The 16758-nt window shown below is 73.8% G+C and carries 17 protein-coding genes; 11 read left to right on the top strand and 6 right to left on the bottom strand.

All coding sequences use genetic code 11. The annotated features are described in order from the left end of the window. Positions 1 to 199: 199 nt before the first annotated feature. Positions 200 to 577: an endonuclease domain-containing protein gene (locus tag JQN84_RS32365; RefSeq protein WP_307821395.1), complete on the bottom strand. Its 378-nt coding sequence runs from the start codon at positions 575 to 577 to the stop codon at positions 200 to 202. 907 nt (positions 578 to 1484) lie between these two features. Here JQN84_RS32365 and JQN84_RS22655 point away from each other — a divergent pair. The 7 genes from JQN84_RS22655 (at position 1485) to JQN84_RS22625 (ending at position 6757) form a co-directional block, all read left to right on the top strand. Continuing rightward, a complete protein-coding gene (locus JQN84_RS22655) occupies positions 1485 to 2804 on the top strand; it encodes a flavin monoamine oxidase family protein (protein WP_204960538.1) in 1320 nt (439 codons plus the stop codon). A gap of 179 nt (positions 2805 to 2983) precedes the next feature. After that, a complete protein-coding gene (locus JQN84_RS22650) occupies positions 2984 to 3718 on the top strand; it encodes a lysozyme (RefSeq protein ID WP_204960537.1) in 735 nt (244 codons plus the stop codon). Positions 3719 to 3753: 35 nt separating this feature from the next. Beyond that, the gene (locus JQN84_RS22645) at positions 3754 to 4488 is read left to right on the top strand and encodes a peptidoglycan recognition protein family protein (RefSeq protein ID WP_204960536.1); all 735 of its coding nucleotides are present in this window, start codon (positions 3754 to 3756) and stop codon (positions 4486 to 4488) included. Between the two features lie 36 nt (positions 4489 to 4524). After that, a complete protein-coding gene (locus JQN84_RS22640) occupies positions 4525 to 4896 on the top strand; it encodes an ArsR/SmtB family transcription factor (protein ID WP_204922997.1) in 372 nt (123 codons plus the stop codon). Next, positions 4893 to 5534, top strand: a complete 642-nt coding sequence (locus JQN84_RS22635) for an SRPBCC family protein (RefSeq protein ID WP_204960535.1) — start codon at positions 4893 to 4895, stop codon at positions 5532 to 5534. The genes JQN84_RS22640 and JQN84_RS22635 overlap by 4 nt, the downstream gene beginning before the upstream one ends. 79 nt (positions 5535 to 5613) lie before the next feature. Beyond that, positions 5614 to 6216 carry a riboflavin biosynthesis intermediates N-glycosidase gene (gene ybiA / locus JQN84_RS22630; RefSeq protein WP_204960534.1) on the top strand — a complete coding sequence of 201 codons (603 nt, stop codon included), beginning with the start codon at positions 5614 to 5616 and terminating at the stop codon, positions 6214 to 6216. 34 nt (positions 6217 to 6250) lie between these two features. Further along, complete coding sequence (locus JQN84_RS22625; protein ID WP_204960533.1) at positions 6251 to 6757, top strand: NUDIX domain-containing protein; 507 nt, start codon at positions 6251 to 6253, stop codon at positions 6755 to 6757. A 51-nt stretch (positions 6758 to 6808) separates the two neighbouring features. On the opposite strand, the gene JQN84_RS22620 is transcribed toward JQN84_RS22625, so the two are convergent. Both JQN84_RS22620 and JQN84_RS22615 read right to left on the bottom strand, forming a co-directional pair. Beyond that, a complete protein-coding gene (locus JQN84_RS22620) occupies positions 6809 to 7477 on the bottom strand; it encodes an NAD(P)-dependent oxidoreductase (RefSeq protein ID WP_204960532.1) in 669 nt (222 codons plus the stop codon). An 89-nt stretch (positions 7478 to 7566) separates the two neighbouring features. After that, complete coding sequence (locus tag JQN84_RS22615; protein ID WP_204960531.1) at positions 7567 to 8277, bottom strand: DsbA family oxidoreductase; 711 nt, start codon at positions 8275 to 8277, stop codon at positions 7567 to 7569. Positions 8278 to 8382: 105 nt separating this feature from the next. Between JQN84_RS22615 and JQN84_RS22610 the strand changes: the two genes are divergently transcribed. Further along, complete coding sequence (locus JQN84_RS22610; protein WP_204960530.1) at positions 8383 to 8796, top strand: winged helix-turn-helix transcriptional regulator; 414 nt, start codon at positions 8383 to 8385, stop codon at positions 8794 to 8796. Positions 8797 to 8888: 92 nt separating this feature from the next. On the opposite strand, the gene JQN84_RS22605 is transcribed toward JQN84_RS22610, so the two are convergent. Next, positions 8889 to 10049, bottom strand: coding sequence for an LLM class flavin-dependent oxidoreductase (locus JQN84_RS22605; protein WP_204960529.1), 1161 nt, complete (start codon positions 10047 to 10049; stop codon positions 8889 to 8891). 129 nt (positions 10050 to 10178) lie between these two features. Here JQN84_RS22605 and JQN84_RS22600 point away from each other — a divergent pair, with 129 nt between their 5' ends. Genes JQN84_RS22600 through JQN84_RS22590 form a run of 3 tightly spaced genes read left to right on the top strand, consistent with a single transcriptional unit; the run spans position 10179 to position 12783 of the window. Then, positions 10179 to 11150, top strand: a complete 972-nt coding sequence (locus tag JQN84_RS22600) for an aliphatic sulfonate ABC transporter substrate-binding protein (RefSeq protein WP_204960528.1) — start codon at positions 10179 to 10181, stop codon at positions 11148 to 11150. Then, complete coding sequence (locus JQN84_RS32360) at positions 11147 to 11980, top strand: ABC transporter permease (RefSeq protein ID WP_204960527.1); 834 nt, start codon at positions 11147 to 11149, stop codon at positions 11978 to 11980. Before JQN84_RS22600 ends, JQN84_RS32360 begins: the two co-directional genes overlap by 4 nt. Next, positions 11953 to 12783 (top strand): ABC transporter ATP-binding protein, encoded by an 831-nt coding sequence (locus JQN84_RS22590; RefSeq protein WP_204960526.1) that lies wholly within the window; start codon positions 11953 to 11955, stop codon positions 12781 to 12783. The genes JQN84_RS32360 and JQN84_RS22590 overlap by 28 nt, the downstream gene beginning before the upstream one ends. Before the next feature lie 148 nt (positions 12784 to 12931). Here the strand turns inward: JQN84_RS22590 and JQN84_RS22585 are convergent, their stop codons facing one another. Together JQN84_RS22585 and JQN84_RS22580 are read right to left on the bottom strand one after the other, a co-directional pair. Further along, positions 12932 to 14359, bottom strand: a complete 1428-nt coding sequence (locus JQN84_RS22585) for an endo-1,4-beta-xylanase (RefSeq protein ID WP_204960525.1) — start codon at positions 14357 to 14359, stop codon at positions 12932 to 12934. 223 nt (positions 14360 to 14582) lie between these two features. Continuing rightward, a complete protein-coding gene (locus JQN84_RS22580; RefSeq protein WP_204960524.1) occupies positions 14583 to 16526 on the bottom strand; it encodes an ABC transporter ATP-binding protein in 1944 nt (647 codons plus the stop codon). Between the last annotated feature and the right edge of the window lie 232 nt (positions 16527 to 16758).

Here is a 16758-nt window from a genome sequence, read left to right as displayed (position 1 = left end):
GCCCTGCCTGGCCCAGCCCTGCCCGACTCGCGCTTCGGCCGCTACTCGGCCGGCAGCTCGACCGGGTTCCCCGCATGTCGGATCCTGGAGGAGGGCCCGCGATCCGGGAGCCCGCGGGCCAGGGAGTCGGGGCCGGTGCGCCGACCAGCGGCGGCGCGGGCTGGCCCGGCGACGCGTGAGTCATCGGCCGGCGCGCCGGTCACCTAGCAGCCGCATCGCGGCGGGTGGCGAGGATGGCGCGTACCTCGTGGCGGACCGCGTCGGGCTCGTGGATCAGGCGGTGGCGGGCGAAGCGCACCACCAGGATGCCGACGGTGGCCAGCAGGGCGTCCCGGCGCAGGTCGATCTCGCCTTGGCGGGGATCGCCGTGGGTCGTCGCGCCGTCGAGTTCGATGTCCACCCGCTCCCGCTCGGCGTACACGTCGAGGTACATGGTGCGGCGGCCGACGACGATCCGGGCCTGCCTGCGGAACGCGGGCAGGCCCGGGGCCGGTGAAGACGTGGTCGTGTCCCCAGATCTCCAGCGGACTGCGGCATCCGGCGGCGAGTCGGTCGAGCAGGGTACGCAGCTGCGCACGGCCGGTCAGCCTCGGCACGGCGGCGAGCGCCGACGCGATCCGTGCCGGGGTGGTGAGCCGGTCGTTGACGGCCCTGATCACCGGGGCGGGGCGATCCGGCACGGGCAGCAGCGGCCAGGCGTCGACCAACGCCCGCTCCAACCGCACCACCGGACGACCACCCCGAATCAGCACCTGGGGTGGGACCTGGGCGAAACCCTCTCGATGGTGGATCTTCAGGTGCGCCCGGGTGCGGAGCCCGGAGCCGGCGACCACGTTCAGGCACACCGGTTCCCCGGCCGGCTGGCCGCGCACACCCCACGCGGCCAGCGCGGTGAGGCTACCCAGCGCCGCGCGCCCCTGCGCCCAGGCGAGCGCCGCACGGATGCGATGGGCCACGTCGAGCAGTGGAAAGGTCGAACCACCAGCCGGGTGGGCAGCGGCGGGAACGACGGCGGCGTCGACGTAGACGCCGGGCAGGACCTGTCGGAGTTGGCCGACGCGATCAGCGTGGGCGAGCACCCAGGGTGGAACCACCTGCACCGCCGCTCGTCGGGTCAGCACGTCACCGCCCTGCTCGACGAGGGATCGCAGGACCGGGTTCATGTCCCGAGGCTGCCCTCCCGACCCGCACCACCTCCACCTTCCGCCCTCTCCCTGTGGACGCGGACCCCCCTTGTGGACAACCCCCCAGGTCCACCGGAACCCTGCTATGGAGCCTCAAGATCGTATTGCGATTTGTTGCACTCTCCCCGGCGTGTCGTCTGCATTTCGGCAATTTGATCATGGGCTGGGCTGGGCTGGGCTGGGCTGGGCTGGGCTGGGCTGGGCTGGGCTGGGCTGGGCTGGGCTGGGCTGGGCTGGGCTGGGCTGGGCTGGGCTGGGCTGGGCTGGGCATAGCGGGTCGGCGGCGGGGTATGCCCGGTCGTGCGGGTGGTGGTGGTCGGTGCGGGGTTCTCGGGGCTCGCCGCGGCGGCGGCGTTGTGCCGGGGTGGGGCGCGGGTGGTGGTGCTGGAGGCGCGGGACCGGGTCGGGGGGCGGGTGGCGACCCGACGGCTGGACGACGGCACGGCGCTGGACCTGGGCGCGCAGTGGATCGGCCCGACCCAGGAACGGATGGCCGCCCTGGTGGCCGAGCACGGGCTGACCACGTTCCCGTCGGCCGCGCAGGGCCGGCCGGTGGTGCGCTGGGACGGCCGGTCGCGGGAGACGCCGCCGGCGTCGGTCCGGCAGACGGTCAGCCTGCTGGACGACCTCTCCGCCGAGGTGGACCCGGCGGCCCCGTGGCGGGCGGCGCGGGCGGACGAGTGGGACCGGCTCACCCTCGGCGGCTGGTTGGGCGCCGCCGCGCCCGATCCGGTGACCGCCCGGTACGTGGGTCGACTGATCGCCGGCGGGTTGCTGGCGGTGGACCCGGACGAGGTGTCGCTGTTGCAGGTGCTGTTCTATCTGCGCAGCGGCGGCGGGAGCGGGTTGCTGCTGGGGATGGCCGGGGGCGCACAGCAGGATCGGCTGGTGGGCGGGCCGGCCCTGCTGGCGGAGCGGATGGCGGCGGCGCTGCCGGCGGGGACGGTACGGTCCGCAGCGCCGGTGCGGGCGGTCCACCAGGACGGTCACGGGGTGGTGGCGTACACCGACGAGGGGGCGTACCGGGCGCAGGCCGCGGTGGTGGCGGTGGCCCCGGCGCTGGCGGGCCGGATCGCGTACGCACCGGCGCTGCCGGCCCTGCGCGACGCGTTGACCCAGCGGATGCCGATGGGGTCGGCGCTGAAGCTGCACGCGGTCTACCCGACGCCGTTCTGGCGGGCCGACGGGTGTTCCGGGGTGACCACGTCGACCGACGGGCCGCTGACCGAGACGGTGGACAACTCGACGCCGGGTTCGACACGTGGGGTGCTGACCGCGTTCAGCTACGGCCGGCAGGCCCGGGAGCTGCGCCGGCTGTCGGCGGGCCGGCGACGGGCGGCGGTGCTGGCCGCGCTGGTGGAGCTGGTCGGCCCGGCCGCCGCGGGGGCTGACGACCTCGTCGAGTACGACTGGTCGGCCGACGAGTGGACCCGGGGCTGCTTCTGCGGGGCGTTGACCCCCGGCTCGTGGCGGGACCACGGTCCCGAGCTGCGCCGGCCGGTGGGGCGGGTGTACTGGGCGGGCACCGAGACGGCGACCCGCTGGGCCGGTTACCTGGAGGGCGCGGTGCTGGCCGGCGAACGGGCGGCGGCCGAGGTCCTCGCCCACCATGCCGCCTGACCCGGGGACCGGTCGGCCCGCCCGAACCGGATTGTCGGGAGCGCAGCCGGCAACGGCACGTGCAGGAATAGATAATCTTGATTCAATCTATTGAAAACTATCTCCGGTCGTGACCTAATACCTGACAGTTCCTTTCGTCGCTCCCGCCGTAACCATGCGGCATCCCCCAGGGAGGAAGGATGAACCGTCTCCGCACGGTCACGGGCACGCTGCTGGCGACCGCCACCATGGTCGCCGCCGCCACCCTCGGCGTCGCCACCCCGGCCGCCGCCGCCCCGGCCGGCCTGCCCGGCATGGACGTCTCCAGCTATCAGGGCAACGTCAACTGGTCCGCCGCCTGGAACAACGGCGCCCGGTTCGCCTACGTGAAGGCCACCGAGGGCACGTACTACACCAACCCGTACTTCGCCCAGCAGTACAACGGGTCGTACACCGTCGGGATGATCCGGGGTTCGTACCACTTCGCCCGGCCGGACACCTCGACCGGCGCCGCCCAGGCCAACTACTTCGTCGACCACGGCGGCGGCTGGTCGAAGGACGGCCGGACACTGCCCGGCGCGCTCGACATCGAGTACAACCCCTACGGCGCGACCTGCTACGGGCTGAGCCAGAGCGCGATGCGCAGCTGGATCACCTCCTTCGTCAACCAGTACTACGCCCGCACCGGGCGCTGGGCGACGATCTACACCACCACCGACTGGTGGACCACCTGCACCGGCAACTACAGCGGGTTCGCCGCCACCAACCCGCTCTGGCTCGCCCGGTACGCCGGCACGGTGGGCACGCTGCCGGCCGGCTGGGCCACGTACTCCTTCTGGCAGTGGGCGTCGTCGGGCGTCTTCCCGGGCGACCAGAACGTCTGGAACGGCACCCTCGACCGGCTCCGGGTGCTGGCCTGCAACGGCCCCTGCTGACCCCGCCCACCCCCGGAGCACCCGAGGAGCCTGCCATGTCCGTACCCGTGTCCCGGCGCAGCGTGCTGCGCGGCGCGGTCCTGCTCGGCACCGCCGGGGCGTTCGCGCCGACCCCGTTCGGCGGATCCGCCGCAAGCGCCGCCACGGTGGGCCGCTCCCCCGTCGACCCGACCCTGACCACCGGCGGCACGTCGGCCGGCGGCCGGGTCACCCTCGGTCGGGTGGACCAGCCGGTGATCGCCAACTGCGCGACCTGGGGGGCCCGGCCGCCGTCGTCGCCGGTGAGCGTGGTCGGCAGCCGACCCAACAAGATCATCGTGCACCACACCGCGTTCCCGAACTCGACCGACTACAGCCTGGCCCACGCGTACGCCAACTCGCGGGAGATCCAGGACCTGCACATGGACGGCAACGGCTGGTTGGACTCCGGGCAGCACTTCACCAACAGCCGGGGCGGCCACCTCACCGAGGGCCGGCACGGCAGCCTGTACGCGCTGCTGCACGGGCAGACCATGGTGCAGGGCGCGCACTGCGTGGGGCAGAACAGCCAGGCCATCGGGATCGAGAACGACGGGATCTACGTCGACGTGCAGCCGCCGCAGGCGCTGTGGGACAGCCTGGTGGTGTTCTGCGCGTTCACCTGCCAGCAGTACGGCATCCCGGCCAGCCAGATCTACGGCCACAAGGACTTCGCCAGCACCCAGTGCCCGGGGCTGCTGCACGACCGGCTGCCCGAGCTACGCTCCGCGGTCGCCGCTCGACTTGGCTGATTGCTTATATAAGTGATGCCTGATACAAAGGGGACCGTGCACGCCTTCGACGTCCTCGGCGACCCGGTGCGCCGGCGCATCCTCGAACTGCTCGCGCAGGGCGAGCGGAGCGCCGGTGGGGTCTGCGCGGTCATCCAGGAGGAGTTCGGGATCACCCAGCCCGCCGTCTCGCAGCACCTCAAGGTGTTGCGGGACAACGGGTTCGCCACGGTCCGCCCGCAGGGCGCCCGTCGGCTCTACGCGGTCGATCCCGCCCCGCTGCGGGAGGTCGACAGGTGGCTGGAGGGGTTCCGCCGGTTCTGGACGCCGGCCCTGGACGCCCTGGCCACCGAGATCGCCCGGGGTCGGCGCGAACGGCGGGCGCACACCACGACCGACGACCCGACCGAGCACCGGAGCACTTCATGATCGAGACCAGCCACCAGATCAGCGCCGTACGACGCACCGTGGGCAGCCGCAGCCTCGAAGCGGGTGAGGCGCGGGTGCTGACCATCAGCCAGACGTACCCGACGACGCTGGACGACCTCTGGGACGCCTGCACCAACGCCGACCGCATCCCGCGCTGGTTCCTACCGATCTCGGGCGACCTGCGGCTGCACGGCCGTTACCAGTTCGAGGGCAACGCCGGTGGCGTGGTGCAGCGCTGCGACCCGCCGAAGAGCTTCGCCGCCACCTGGGAGATGGGCGACGAGATCAGCTGGATCGAGGTCCACCTCACCCCGGAGGCCGACGAGCGGACCCGGTTCACCCTGGAACACGTCGCCCACGTCGACGACGTCCGGTGGACCGAGTACGGCCCCGGCGCGGTCGGCGTCGGCTGGGACTCCGGCCTGCTCGGTCTGGCCAGCCACCTCGACGCCGACGGTGGCGGCGTCACCCCCGACCAGGCCGCCGAGTGGATCGGCTCCGAGGACGGGCGACGCTTCATGACGCTCAGCGGCGAGGCGTGGGCCGAGGCCGACATCGCCGGCGGCACCGACCCGCAGGCCGCCCGGGCCGCCGCCGCCCGCACCATCGCCGCGTACACCGGCGCGCCGCCGGCCTGACGGTACGGGTCGCGCCGGGTCGCCCGGCCCGGCGTAACCCAGGTGCGTGCTGCCGGTGCCGGCGGTCAGACTGGGCGGTATGTCGATGCGCCGTGCCGAAGACGTCCTCGCCCTGCACCGCGCCGGGCAGCGGGTGCGCTACCTCTGCTTCTGGGGGCACCGGCCGCAGCGGGACGGCAGCGTGGGCCGCAGCTGCCTGAGCCAGTGGTGGCCGGCGTCGTTCACCGTCGACGGGCGGCGCTTCGCCACCGCCGAGCACTGGATGATGTGGCGCAAGGTGCTGCTGTTCGACGACGCCGAGGCCGGCGAGCGGGTGCTCGCCGCCGGCCACCCGCAGCAGGCCAAGGCGGTCGGCCGCCAGGTGCGCGGGTTCGACCAGGCGGTGTGGGAGGCCGAGCGGTACGCCGTCGTGCTGGCCGGCAGCCTGGCCAAGTTCGGCCAGCACGCCGACCTGCGGGCGTACCTGCTGGGCACCGGGGACCGGGTGCTGGTGGAGGCCAGCCCGGTCGACCGGGTGTGGGGGGTCGGGCTGGCTCCCGACGACCCGCGCGCCGAGGACCCGGCCCGCTGGCGTGGGCTCAACCTGCTCGGGTTCGCCCTGATGGAGGCCCGGGAGATGCTGCGCGACGAGCGGCCGTCCGGCCCCGGGCGGCCCGCCGGGTCGACAGCGGACCTGCCCTGAGCCGGGCGGCCCGGGGGCGGTAACGTGCGGCGGCATGACCGTCCTGCCGTACGCGCACTGTCACTACTGCGGGGCGGCCTACCCGCCGGACGCCGGCTGGCCCCGGCTCTGCGTGGCCTGCGGGCAGACGGTGTGGCGCAACCCCACCCCGGTCGCGGTGGCGCTGCTGCCGGTCCGCACCGACGCCGGGCTCGGCCTGGTGGTGGTACGCCGGGACATCGAACCGGCCCGGGGGCAACTCGCCCTGCCCGGCGGCTTCGTCGAGTACGGCGAGGAGTGGTCCGAGGCGCTGGTCCGGGAGCTGCGTGAGGAGACGGGGCTGGTCGACGAGGCGCAGCGGGCCCGGCTGTTCGCGGTGCACGGCGCCCCGCACGGCGGCACCATGATGATCTTCGGGGTGCTGCCGGAGCGGCCGGCCGCGCAGCTCCCCCCGTCGACCCCGACCGAGGAGGCCACCGAGTGGCTGGTCCTCACCGAGCCGGTCGAGCTGGCCTTCTCGACCCACACCCGGGTGCTGGCCGACTTCCTGGCCAGCACCTGAGGCGGAGCGCCCCGGCTGATGGCGGGACCACCCGCATCCTGACGGGACGGGTCAGCCGGGGGTGTTCCAGACCAGGGGCGCTGCGCGGATCCACGCGTCGTCCTCGATCGTCCGGACGAGGAACCGGGCGAGGTCGGCGCGGTTGATCCGCGCGCCGGGCTTCTCGGTGCCGGCCTCGGCGGCCCGTACGGGACCACCGGCAGGCTTGTCGGTCAGGGTCACGGCGCGGGCCAGGGTCCAGTCGATGCCGGACGCGGCGCGGACGACCCGCTCGACACCGGTGTGGTCCTCGAAGCCCGTCCTGATGTTCGACAGCCTGATGAACGCCCTGACCAGCGGGTTGAGCCGGGCCCAGTCGTCGCCCGCGCCCTGCGTGGACGTCAACACGATCCGGCGGATGCCCTGCTCGCCCATGACGGTGAGGGTGTGGCGGGCGGCGGTGGTCATGAACATCGGCGGGCTGACCGGCCTGGCCCACGGGTTGTCGGAGGCGCGGGCGTTGTTCAGCACGCTGATCACCCCCTCGACGCCCTCGGCGGCCCGGCGGATGTCGTCGATGGCCGCCGGGGTGCCCCGGATCAGCTCGACGCCGGCCGGTGCCTGCACCCGGTCGGGGTCGCGGACGAGCGCGCGGACGCGGTGGCCGCGCCCAGCCGCGTACGCCAGCACGTGAGCGCCGGTGCGGCCGCTGCCGCCGAGGACCAGGAGGTTCGTGCTCATGGTGATCAGATGCCTTTCGCTCGGTTCCGGGTGGGTCAGGCGGTCGGTCGACCGGTCAGGGCAGAGCCCGCGCGGTGGGGCAGCCGGGATCAGGCGCGCTGGGGGACGGCGCAGCCGTCCGATCCGCAGACCGGATCGTCACCGGCGCGACCGGTGCGGGGGTGACTGTCGTTCCAGACCGTGCGCAGCAGTTCAAGGAGGCTGTCGCTGTCCTGGGCACCAGACACGCCGTAGCGGTCGTCGACGACGATGAACGGCGCGCCGGTCGCCCCCAGGCGTCGGGCGCGGGCTGCGTCGTCGCGGACCTGCCGGCGGTAGCGGCGGTCGGTGAGGGCCTGGCGGGTCTGCTCGCGGTCCAGGCCGAGTTCGTCGGCCAACCCCAGTAGGTCGTCGGAGGAGAAGACCGGCTCGGCCCGGCCGAAGTAGGCGGTGAAGACCGCGTCCCAGGCCCCGCGGTTCCTGCCCTGGGCGCTGGCGTGGGCGAGGAACTCGTGCGCCAGGTCGGTGTTGCCCACCGTGTTGTCCAGCACCTGGTACGGGGTCAGCCCCTCGCTCGCGGCGAGCTTCTCGATCCGCCGGGTCGAGGTCTCGGCCTGGCTGCCGCCGACACCGTGCCGGCGGAGCAGGGCCTCGCGGACGGGGAAGGTGTCCCCCTCGGGGAAGCTGCCGCTGAGCGGGAACGAGTGGTGGACCAGTTCCACCTCGTCCGCATGCTCGAACCGCTCGACGGCCTTGGTCACCCGGTGGTTCCCGAGGCCGCACCAGGGGCAGGTCACCTCGGACCAAATATCCACTTTCATCGCGTACCTCCTTTTCCTACGAGTTGTGCGTAGCGCAACGGTAGGCCAGCATGGGAGGCGGTACAAAAGGCACACCGGTGTGCGTGCCGGAGAGGAATGTGCGTCATGGAGTTGGCCGACGGAACAGAGGCGACGGCGGGGGCGGCGGCGATCGGGCCCTGCGCGGCCATCCCTGCCGAGCACATGGACTTCATCCGCCAGACCCTCGACCGCGTCGGCGACAAGTGGAGCCTGCTGATCATCGCGGTCCTGGAGTCCGGACCGCTGCGCTACACCGACCTGCAACGGCAGGTCCCCGGCATTTCACAGCGCATGCTCAGCCTCACCCTTCGCCAGCTCGGGCAGGACGGCCTGATCACCCGCACGGCCTACGCCGAGGTCCCGCCGCGCGTCGAGTACGCCCTCGCCCCGCTGGGCCGCGGCCTGCACGAGATCGTCACCTCGCTGATCGGCTGGGCCGCCGACCACCACGACGAGATCCGCGCCAACCGCGAGCGCGCCGCGACGACCGGGTCCTGACCGCCACGCGGGCGGAACGCCCCCTCCTCGCCGGCCGGCACCGACCCGACGCGCCCGGCCGGCCGGCGGGTCGGGTCAGACGGCGGGTCGGGTCAGACGCGGGCCGGCTGGGGGGCGAACGGGACGCTCACCGTCGCCTCGGTCACCGGGTCGCCCGCCGGATGCCGCCACAGGCCCCGGGCCCGCAGGATCGGCAGCACCCCCTCGCCGAACCAGTACGCCTCCTCCAGGTGCGGGTGGCCGGAGAGGATGAACTCGTCGATGCCGAGCGCGTGGTACTCGGCGATCCGGTCGGCGACCTCGGTGTGGCTGCCCACCAGGGCGGTGCCGGCCCCGCCCCGGACCAGCCCCACCCCGGCCCAGAGGTTCGGGGCGACCTGCAGCCCGTCGCGGCTGCCGCCGTGCAGGGCGAGCATCCGGCGCTGCCCCTCGGACTCGCTGCGCCGCAGCCCCTCCTGGGCGGCCCGGATGTCAGCCTCGTCGATACCGTCGAGCAGCCGCCCGGCCTGCGCCCACGCCGCCTCGGCGGTGTCCCTCGCGATGACGTGCAGGCGGATACCGAAGCGCGGTGACCGGCCGGCGTCGGCGGCGAGGGCGCGGATCCGGTCGAGTTTGCCGGCCACCTGGGCGGGCGGCTCGCCCCAGGTCAGGTAGACGTCGCTGTGCCGGACAGCCACCGGGCCGGCGGCGGTGGACGAGCCACCGAAGTAGACCGGGGGCACCGGGTCGGGCAGCCGGGCCAGCCGGGCGCCCTCGACCCGCAGGTGTTCCCCGGCGTGGTCGACGGTCTCGCCCCGCCACAGTGACCGCACGACGTGCAGGAACTCGTCGGTGCGGGCGTATCGGGCGTCCTTGTCGAGGAAGTCGCCGTAGGCGCGCTGCTCGGTGGATTCCCCACCGGTGACCACGTTGAGCAGCAGCCGGCCGCCGGACAGGCGCTGGAAGGTGGCGGCCATCTGGGCGGCGAGGGTGGGTGAGAGCAGCCCGGGGCGGAACGCGACCAGGAACTTCAGCCGTTCGGTGACCTCGGCCAGCATGGCGGTGGCCAGCCAGGCGTCCTCGCACCACGCCCCGGTCGGGGTGAGCGCGCCGACGAAGCCGAGCTGCTCGGCGCTGCGGGCGATCTGCCCGAGGTAGGCGACGGTGGCGGGGCGGGCCCCACCGGCGGTGCCGACCGCGACGCCGTGGCCGCCGCCGACGATGTCGCGGCTGTCGCCGTAGGTGGGCAGGAACCAGTGGAAGGTCAGCGACATCGGGGGTCCTCCTGAGGGATGGGACGACGACCACGACAGGCTACCCATAAAACCTATCGGCTTGGTAGGTTACTGCGCGCCGCCGACCTGCGGCGTCGCGAGCACACCGTCCACTCCCGAGGAGCCGACATGCCCACCCCGCCGAGGAGCCTGCGCCGGCTGGCCACCACCCTGTTCACCGCCCTGTCCCTGGTCGCCGTCGGCGGGGTCACCGGCTGCGCCGACGACGCCGCCGACGCGCAGGCCGGCAAGGGCCCGCTGCGCATCGGCTACCAACGCTTCGGCGGCCTGAGCCTGGTCAAGGCCCGCAACGCCGCACCCGACGCGCAGTGGTCGCTGTTCGAGAGCGGCCCGGCCCTGACCGAGGCGCTCAAGGCCGGCGCGATCGACATCGGACAGGTCGGCGAGGCACCCCCGGTCTTCGCCGCCGCCGCGAAGATCCCCTTCTCGGTGATCGGCACCTCGGCCCCGATCCCGCAGGGCGAGGCGGTGCTGGTCAAGCAGAACAGCGGCCTGAGGACCTTCGCCGACCTGCGCGGCCGGACCGTGGCGCTGAACAAGGGCAGCAACGTGCACTGGCTGCTGGTCCGGCTACTGGCGGCGAACAACATGACGCTGAAGGACATCAACGTCAAGTACCTCAAGCCGGCTGAGGGACGACCCGCTTTCGACAACGGCCAGGTCGACGCCTGGATCATCTGGGATCCGTACTTCGCCCTCGCCGAACAGCCCGGGGTGAAGGTCCTCGCCGACGCCACCGGCCTGGCCAGCAACCGGGAGTACGTGCTGGCCTCCCCCGAGGTGGTCCGGGACCGCACCGACGACGTCCGCGCCTTCCTCACCGCGTACCGGAAGGTCACCGACTGGGGCATCGCCAACCCGGCCGAACGCGCCACGGTGCTCGCCCCCGAGCTGAAGATCCCGCTGGACGTCACCACCCGGGCGCTGGCCCGCAGCGCCCGCCCGCTGGCCCCGGTCACCCCCGCCGTCGGCGTCGAACTCCAGGCCATCGCGGACGGCTTCACGACCCTCGACCTCGTCCCCGGCCCGGTCGACATCGCCGGTCGGGTGGACGACCGGTTCAGCGCGGTGTTCCAGTGAGCACCACCGTGGTGGTCACCGCGCCACCGGCCGCCGTCCCGGCCCCACCCGACGCCGGCCCGCGCCGTCGGGCCGGGCGGCGCTGGTGGCGACTGGTCAGCCCGGTCCTGCTCGTCGCCGGGTGGGAGGCCGCCGCCCGCGCCGGGCTGCTCGCCGAGGACAAGCTGCCCGCACCGAGCCGGGTGCTCACCACCGGCGTACGGCTGGCCGGCGACGGGACCCTCGGCGTCCACCTGCTCGACTCGCTCACCCGGGCCGGCATCGGGCTGCTGCTCGGCGGGGTGCTGGCGCTGGTGCTCGGTGCCGCCGCCGGCCTGCTCCGGCTCGGTGACGACCTGGTCGACCCGCCGGTGCAGATGGCCCGGATGCTGCCCCACCTGGGGCTCGTCCCACTGCTGATCATCTGGGTGGGGATCGGCGAGTCGTTGAAGATCACCCTGGTCGCGCTCGGGGTGTTCTTCCCGATCTACTTCAACACCTACGCCGGCATCCGGGACATCGACGAACGGCTCGTCGAGGCGGCCCGCACCTGCGGCCTGGGACCGGCCGCGCGGCTGCGGCACGTGGTGCTGCCCGGGGCGTTGCCGTCGCTGTTCCTCGGGCTGCGGCTGGCGATCGGGGCGGCCTGGCTCAGCCTCGTCGTCGGCGAGCAGGTCAACGCCCAGACCGGCGTCGGTTTCCTGATGATGGAGGCCCGGGAGTTCAGCCAGACCGACGTGGTGGTGCTCGGTCTGGTCATCTATGCGCTGCTCGGGCTGCTGTCCGACCTCGCCCTGCGGATCCTGGAGAGGAGGACCCTGACATGGCGACGCGGCCTGCGCGCGACCTGACCGGCGGGGCGGACGACGCCGCACGCGCGGTGACCGGCCCGCACGACGCGGTGACCGGCGGGACGACCGGCCCGGCCGGCGCGGCGGCGGTGCTCACCGCCCGCGCGGTGCGGCGGGCCTTCGACGGCCGGCCGGTGCTCGCCGGGATCGACCTGGCCATCGCCGCCGGTGAGGTGGTGGCGCTGCTCGGCGGCAGCGGCTCCGGCAAGAGCACCCTGCTGCGGATCCTCGCCGGCCTGGACGCCGACGCCACCGGCGAGACCCGGGTGCGGGGCACCGCCGCCGTGGTCTTCCAGGAACACCGGCTGCTGCCCTGGAAGCGGGTCGGCGACAACGTCGCGCTGGGGCTGACCGGCCCCGACGTGCGCGCCCGGGTGGACCGGGCGCTGACCGAGGTGGGGCTGGCCGACCGCCGCCGGGCCTGGCCGGCGGAACTGTCCGGCGGTCAGGCGCAGCGGGTCGCGGTGGCCCGCGCGCTCGTCCGCGAGCCGGACCTGCTGCTGCTCGACGAGCCGTTCGGGGCGCTCGACGCGCTGACCCGGCTGCGGATGCAGTCCCTGCTGCGGCGGCTGCGCGCCGAGCACGGCTTCGCCGCACTGCTGGTCACCCACGACGTCGAGGAGGCGCTGCTGCTCGCCGACCGCATCCTGCTGCTCGACGGGGGCGTCATCGCCGAGGAGATCGTCGTCGACCTCGGCCCCGCCGGGCACGCCGCCGACCGCCCCGCCCGCTCCCCCGAACAGCCCGCCTTCGGCGCGTTGCGTCGCCGGCTGCTCGACCGCCTCGGCGTACCCGCCGTCTGACCACCGGAGATCCCGATCACCCGCCGGACGCCCGACCCCAACTTCTCCACCCGCGAAGCGGCCACGCGACCTCGGCCGCCCGGGTGCGACGGGCGGCCGGACCACCCCGGCGCGACGGTCGTCGCCGTCGCGCCGGGGTGGGGTCCGCTCAGGCGCGGGCGCAGGTCGCCGTGCCGATGGGACCGTTGCCGGTCCCCTGGAAACCGAACTCGGTGCCGGCCCCCGCGCCGACGGCGCTGTTGTAGCTGACGTTGCGGAAGCTGACGGCACCGGAGGTGCCGGTGTTCTGCGCGCTCCACGCGTTGGTGACGGTGACGCCCGACGGCAGGGTCAGGTCGACCACCCACCCGTCGAGCCCGGCCGGGCCGGCGGTGACCGTGACGGTGGCCACGAAGCCGCCGGACCAGGCGTTCACCGACACCGACGCGGCGCAGTCACCACCGGGCGGCGGGCTCGTGGTAGGAGGCGGCGGGGGCGTGGTGGGCGGCGGGGTCGTGGTCGGCGGCGGGGTGGTCGGCGGGACGGTGGTGCCGCCCGCGTTGAGCGCGTCCAGCGTGGAGGTGTACGCGGCCTTCCTGTTGCCGTTGCCGTCGAAGAGCAGCGGGGTGACGCTGGCCCGCCACGAGTCGGTGTCCCGGATGCCGGAGACGGTGATGCCGGTGCAGCGGGAGATCGCCAGGCAGGCCCTGACCACGCGGGAGTAGCTGTCGGCCTGGGCACTGCCGGAGCCCTCGACGTCCAGCTCGGTGATCTGCACCTCGACGCCGAGGTCGACGAAACGCTGGAGGTTGGCCTGGTAGTCCGACGGCACCGGCGACTGGGCGGTGACGTGGGACTGGAAGCCGACGCAGTCGATCGGCACGCCCCGGGCCCTGAAGTCCTGGACCATGGCGTACACGGCGTTGCTCTTCGGGTTCTGCCCGTCGGTGTTGTAGTCGTTGTAGCAGAGCGTCGCGCCCGGGTCGGCGGCGCGGGCGGCCCGGAACGCCGCCTCGATCCAGTCGTTGCCGGTGCGCTGCAGGTTGGAGTCACGACGCCCACCGCTGCCACCGTCGGCGAACGCCTCGTTCACCACGTTCCACGCGTCGATCCTGCCCCGGTAGTGGGTGGCGACCTGGGTGACGTGGTTGAGCATGGCGTTGCGCAGCGCGGTGCCGGACAGGACCGCCGTCCAGCGTGGTTGCTGCTGGTGCCAGGCCAGCGTGTGGCCACGGACCCGCATCCCGTTGGCCTCGGCGTGGCTGACCAGCTTGTCGCCGCCGGTGTAGGTGAACTGGTTCGGGCTGGGCTCGGTGGCGTCCCACTTCATCTCGTTCTCGGCGGTCACCGAGGTGAACTCACGGTTCAGGATGCCGACGTAGACGGCGTCGGAGAGCCTGTTCACCGCCACCGCGGCGCCGAAGTAGCGGCCCGTCTCGGCGGCGGCGGCACCGAGGGTGGTGCCGGCGCTGGCACTGGCGGCGAGGGCGACGGTGGTGCCGACGGCGACCACGCCGGTGGCGATCGAGAGCAGTGCGGCACGCAGCCGCGGTGGTGTCGTCCGACGCCCGCTGCCGCGGGCGGACACACGTGTCATGGCAGAAGCCTTTCACGACGGTGGGGGTGCACCGTCCGACCTTTCGCCCGAGTGCGGTGGCCGGCCCGGGGAGGCGGTGTGGTCGCCCGGAGGCCACACCCGCCCGCGTCGTCGCCCAGCCGCCACCGCCGAGGTCGAGCGGTTACCCGGGTGACGCTATCGAAACATCTCCAAGAGTTCAACGAACGTCGATGCCTTGGTCGCGTCCTCGCCGGAGCCGCCGCTAGTCGGTGGCGGCGAGGTAGCCGCTGGCCTGCAACGCGAACAGCTCCCGGTAGGGCCCGTCGGCGGCCATCAACGTGTCGTGGTCGCCCTGCTGCACCAGCCGGCCACGGTCCATCACGAAGATCTGGTCGGCGTGCCGGACGTTGGCCAGCCGGTGGGTGATCAGCACGACCGTGCGGTCGGGCCGCCGCCGCAGCTGCTCGAAGAGCGCGTGTTCGGCGCGGGCGTCGAGGGCGGCCGACGGTTCGTCGCAGATCAGCAGGCGGGCGTTCCGGTAGAGGCCACGCGCGGCCACCAGCCGCTGCCACTGCCCGCCGGAGAGGTCGTGGCCGTTCTTGAACTCCCGCGCCAGCAGGGTGTCGTAGCCGAACGGCAGGCCGGCGATCATGTCGTGCGCGGCGGCCGACCGGGCGGCGTCCTCGACGGTGGGCCCGGCCTCGTCCGGGGCCCGGTCGTACCGGCCGATGCGGATGTTCTGCGCGGCGGTGAACGGGAACTTCCACCACTCCTGGGTCATCACCGCCACCTGGGCGGCGGTCGACGCCGGGTCCAGCTCGGCCACGTCGACGCCGTCCCAGCGGATCGCCCCGCCGGTGGGCCGGTAGAGGCCGGCGATCAACTTGGCCAGGGTGGTCTTGCCGGAGCCGTTCTCCCCGACCAGCGCGACCACCTCGCCCCGCCGGACGGTGAGACTGACCTCGTCGACGGCCGGGGAGTCGGTGTCCGGGTAGCGCAGGCTCACCCGGTCCAGCTCGATGGTGTCGAAGCCGGTGGCGGGTCGCTGCGGCCCGGTGGCGGTCCGGCCCTCGGCCCGGTCGAGGAAGTCCCGGTAGTCCTGGTAGTAGAGGGCGTCCTCGTAGAGGTTGTTGGTGGCGAAGACGGCGAGGGCGAGGCTGCTGCGGGCCGACTGGAGGGCGAGCAGCGCGGTCGCCGCCGCGGCCAACGCGACCAGGCCGGCGAGCAGCAACCCACCGAGCACGGCGTAGACCGCGAAGGCGGCGACCCCGCCGACGGACATCCCGACGGCCCGGGTCCGGCTCTGCGCGCGGGCCAACCGCAGCAGCGCGGCCGTCTCGGCGCTCATCATCCGGCGGAACTCGGTGAGCAGGAAGTCGCGCATCTGGTAGGCCCGCACCTCGGCGGCGGTGTGCCGGTTGGCCATCAGGTTGGCCAGCATCCACATCCGGCGACGCCGGTTGATCCGGGCCAGCATGTCCAGGTACTGCCGGCGGGCCATCCGGACCGCGGTGACCGCCTCGGGCACCGCGGCGAGCATCAGGCACGGCAGCAGCAACGGCTGGATCACGGTCACCGCGGCGGCGGTGGCCAGCACGCCCACCACCCCGGTGAGCAGGTTGACCGTATGGTCGACGATGGACGCCGCCTCGGCCGTGCCCCGGTCGCGGACCCGGTCCATCTCCTCGGCGAAGCCGGCGTCGTCGAAGGCGGCCAGCTCGACCGCCGTGGTGGTCTCGAACAGCCGCAGCTCCACCGCGTAGGTGATCTGCGGGATCAGCCGGGCCTGCGCCCAGCCGGCGGTGACGGTCAGGGTGCCCTTGGCGGCCACCGCCGCCGCGGCCAGCGCCAGCGCGGGCAGCGCGGCCCGGACCCGGTCCGGCGTCGGGCCGGCGGCGAACAACTCCCGCAGGACGCCGGTGGTGGCGAGCAGGCCGAGGGTGGTCATCACCCCGGCGGCCAGGTTCAGCCCGATCGCGGCGAGGGTGTCGCGCCGGCTGGTGGCCCAGCCCAGGGCGACGGCCTCGCGCACCAGCCGGGGCAGCCGGCGGGCCACCGCGCGGAAGCTGGTGTGCGCGAACGTGGTGGCGTGGTGCATCCAGGCGCCGTCGGCCAGCTCCGGCAGGTCGAGCCCGGCGTCGGCGGCGTCATGCTCGGCGGGCTCGTCCGCGCCGGCCGCCCGGCGGGGACCGGTCACCGTCGCCATGGTTCCTCCCGGACCGAAGGGGGCGGGGCAGGGGCGAGCCTACTGTCGGCGACGGCGGGCTGTCTCGCCGTGGCGGCGTGTCGTACACCTGTCGCATTGGCGTGTCGCGGGGCACGCCGCGCCGCCCGCCGCGCCGGGTCGCGTCGCGTGACCGCGCCCCGGGTGGCAGGCTGGGACGCGAACCGTCGGCGGCACCACGCGCCGACGACCGTCGTGAAGGAGAAGATCGACC

This window comes from Micromonospora humidisoli, from assembly GCF_016900955.1.
GTDB lineage: Bacteria > Actinomycetota > Actinomycetes > Mycobacteriales > Micromonosporaceae > Micromonospora > Micromonospora wenchangensis.
The sequence above is the reverse complement of the archived record's forward strand: the minus strand, read 5'-3'. Positions and strand labels throughout refer to the sequence as shown.

Coding starts and splice junctions, on each gene's coding strand:
- JQN84_RS22585 (WP_204960525.1), bottom strand. CDS start 14,359: ATGACACGTGTGTCCGCCCGCGGCAGCGGGCGTCGGACGACACCACCG.
- JQN84_RS22620 (WP_204960532.1), bottom strand. CDS start 7,477: ATGAGCACGAACCTCCTGGTCCTCGGCGGCAGCGGCCGCACCGGCGCT.
- JQN84_RS22610 (WP_204960530.1), top strand. CDS start 8,383: ATGGAGTTGGCCGACGGAACAGAGGCGACGGCGGGGGCGGCGGCGATC.
- ybiA (WP_204960534.1), top strand. CDS start 5,614: ATGTCGATGCGCCGTGCCGAAGACGTCCTCGCCCTGCACCGCGCCGGG.
- JQN84_RS22625 (WP_204960533.1), top strand. CDS start 6,251: ATGACCGTCCTGCCGTACGCGCACTGTCACTACTGCGGGGCGGCCTAC.
- JQN84_RS22650 (WP_204960537.1), top strand. CDS start 2,984: ATGAACCGTCTCCGCACGGTCACGGGCACGCTGCTGGCGACCGCCACC.
- JQN84_RS22615 (WP_204960531.1), bottom strand. CDS start 8,277: ATGAAAGTGGATATTTGGTCCGAGGTGACCTGCCCCTGGTGCGGCCTC.
- JQN84_RS22605 (WP_204960529.1), bottom strand. CDS start 10,049: ATGTCGCTGACCTTCCACTGGTTCCTGCCCACCTACGGCGACAGCCGC.
- JQN84_RS22645 (WP_204960536.1), top strand. CDS start 3,754: ATGTCCGTACCCGTGTCCCGGCGCAGCGTGCTGCGCGGCGCGGTCCTG.
- JQN84_RS22635 (WP_204960535.1), top strand. CDS start 4,893: ATGATCGAGACCAGCCACCAGATCAGCGCCGTACGACGCACCGTGGGC.
- JQN84_RS22580 (WP_204960524.1), bottom strand. CDS start 16,526: ATGGCGACGGTGACCGGTCCCCGCCGGGCGGCCGGCGCGGACGAGCCC.
- JQN84_RS22600 (WP_204960528.1), top strand. CDS start 10,179: ATGCCCACCCCGCCGAGGAGCCTGCGCCGGCTGGCCACCACCCTGTTC.
- JQN84_RS22590 (WP_204960526.1), top strand. CDS start 11,953: ATGGCGACGCGGCCTGCGCGCGACCTGACCGGCGGGGCGGACGACGCC.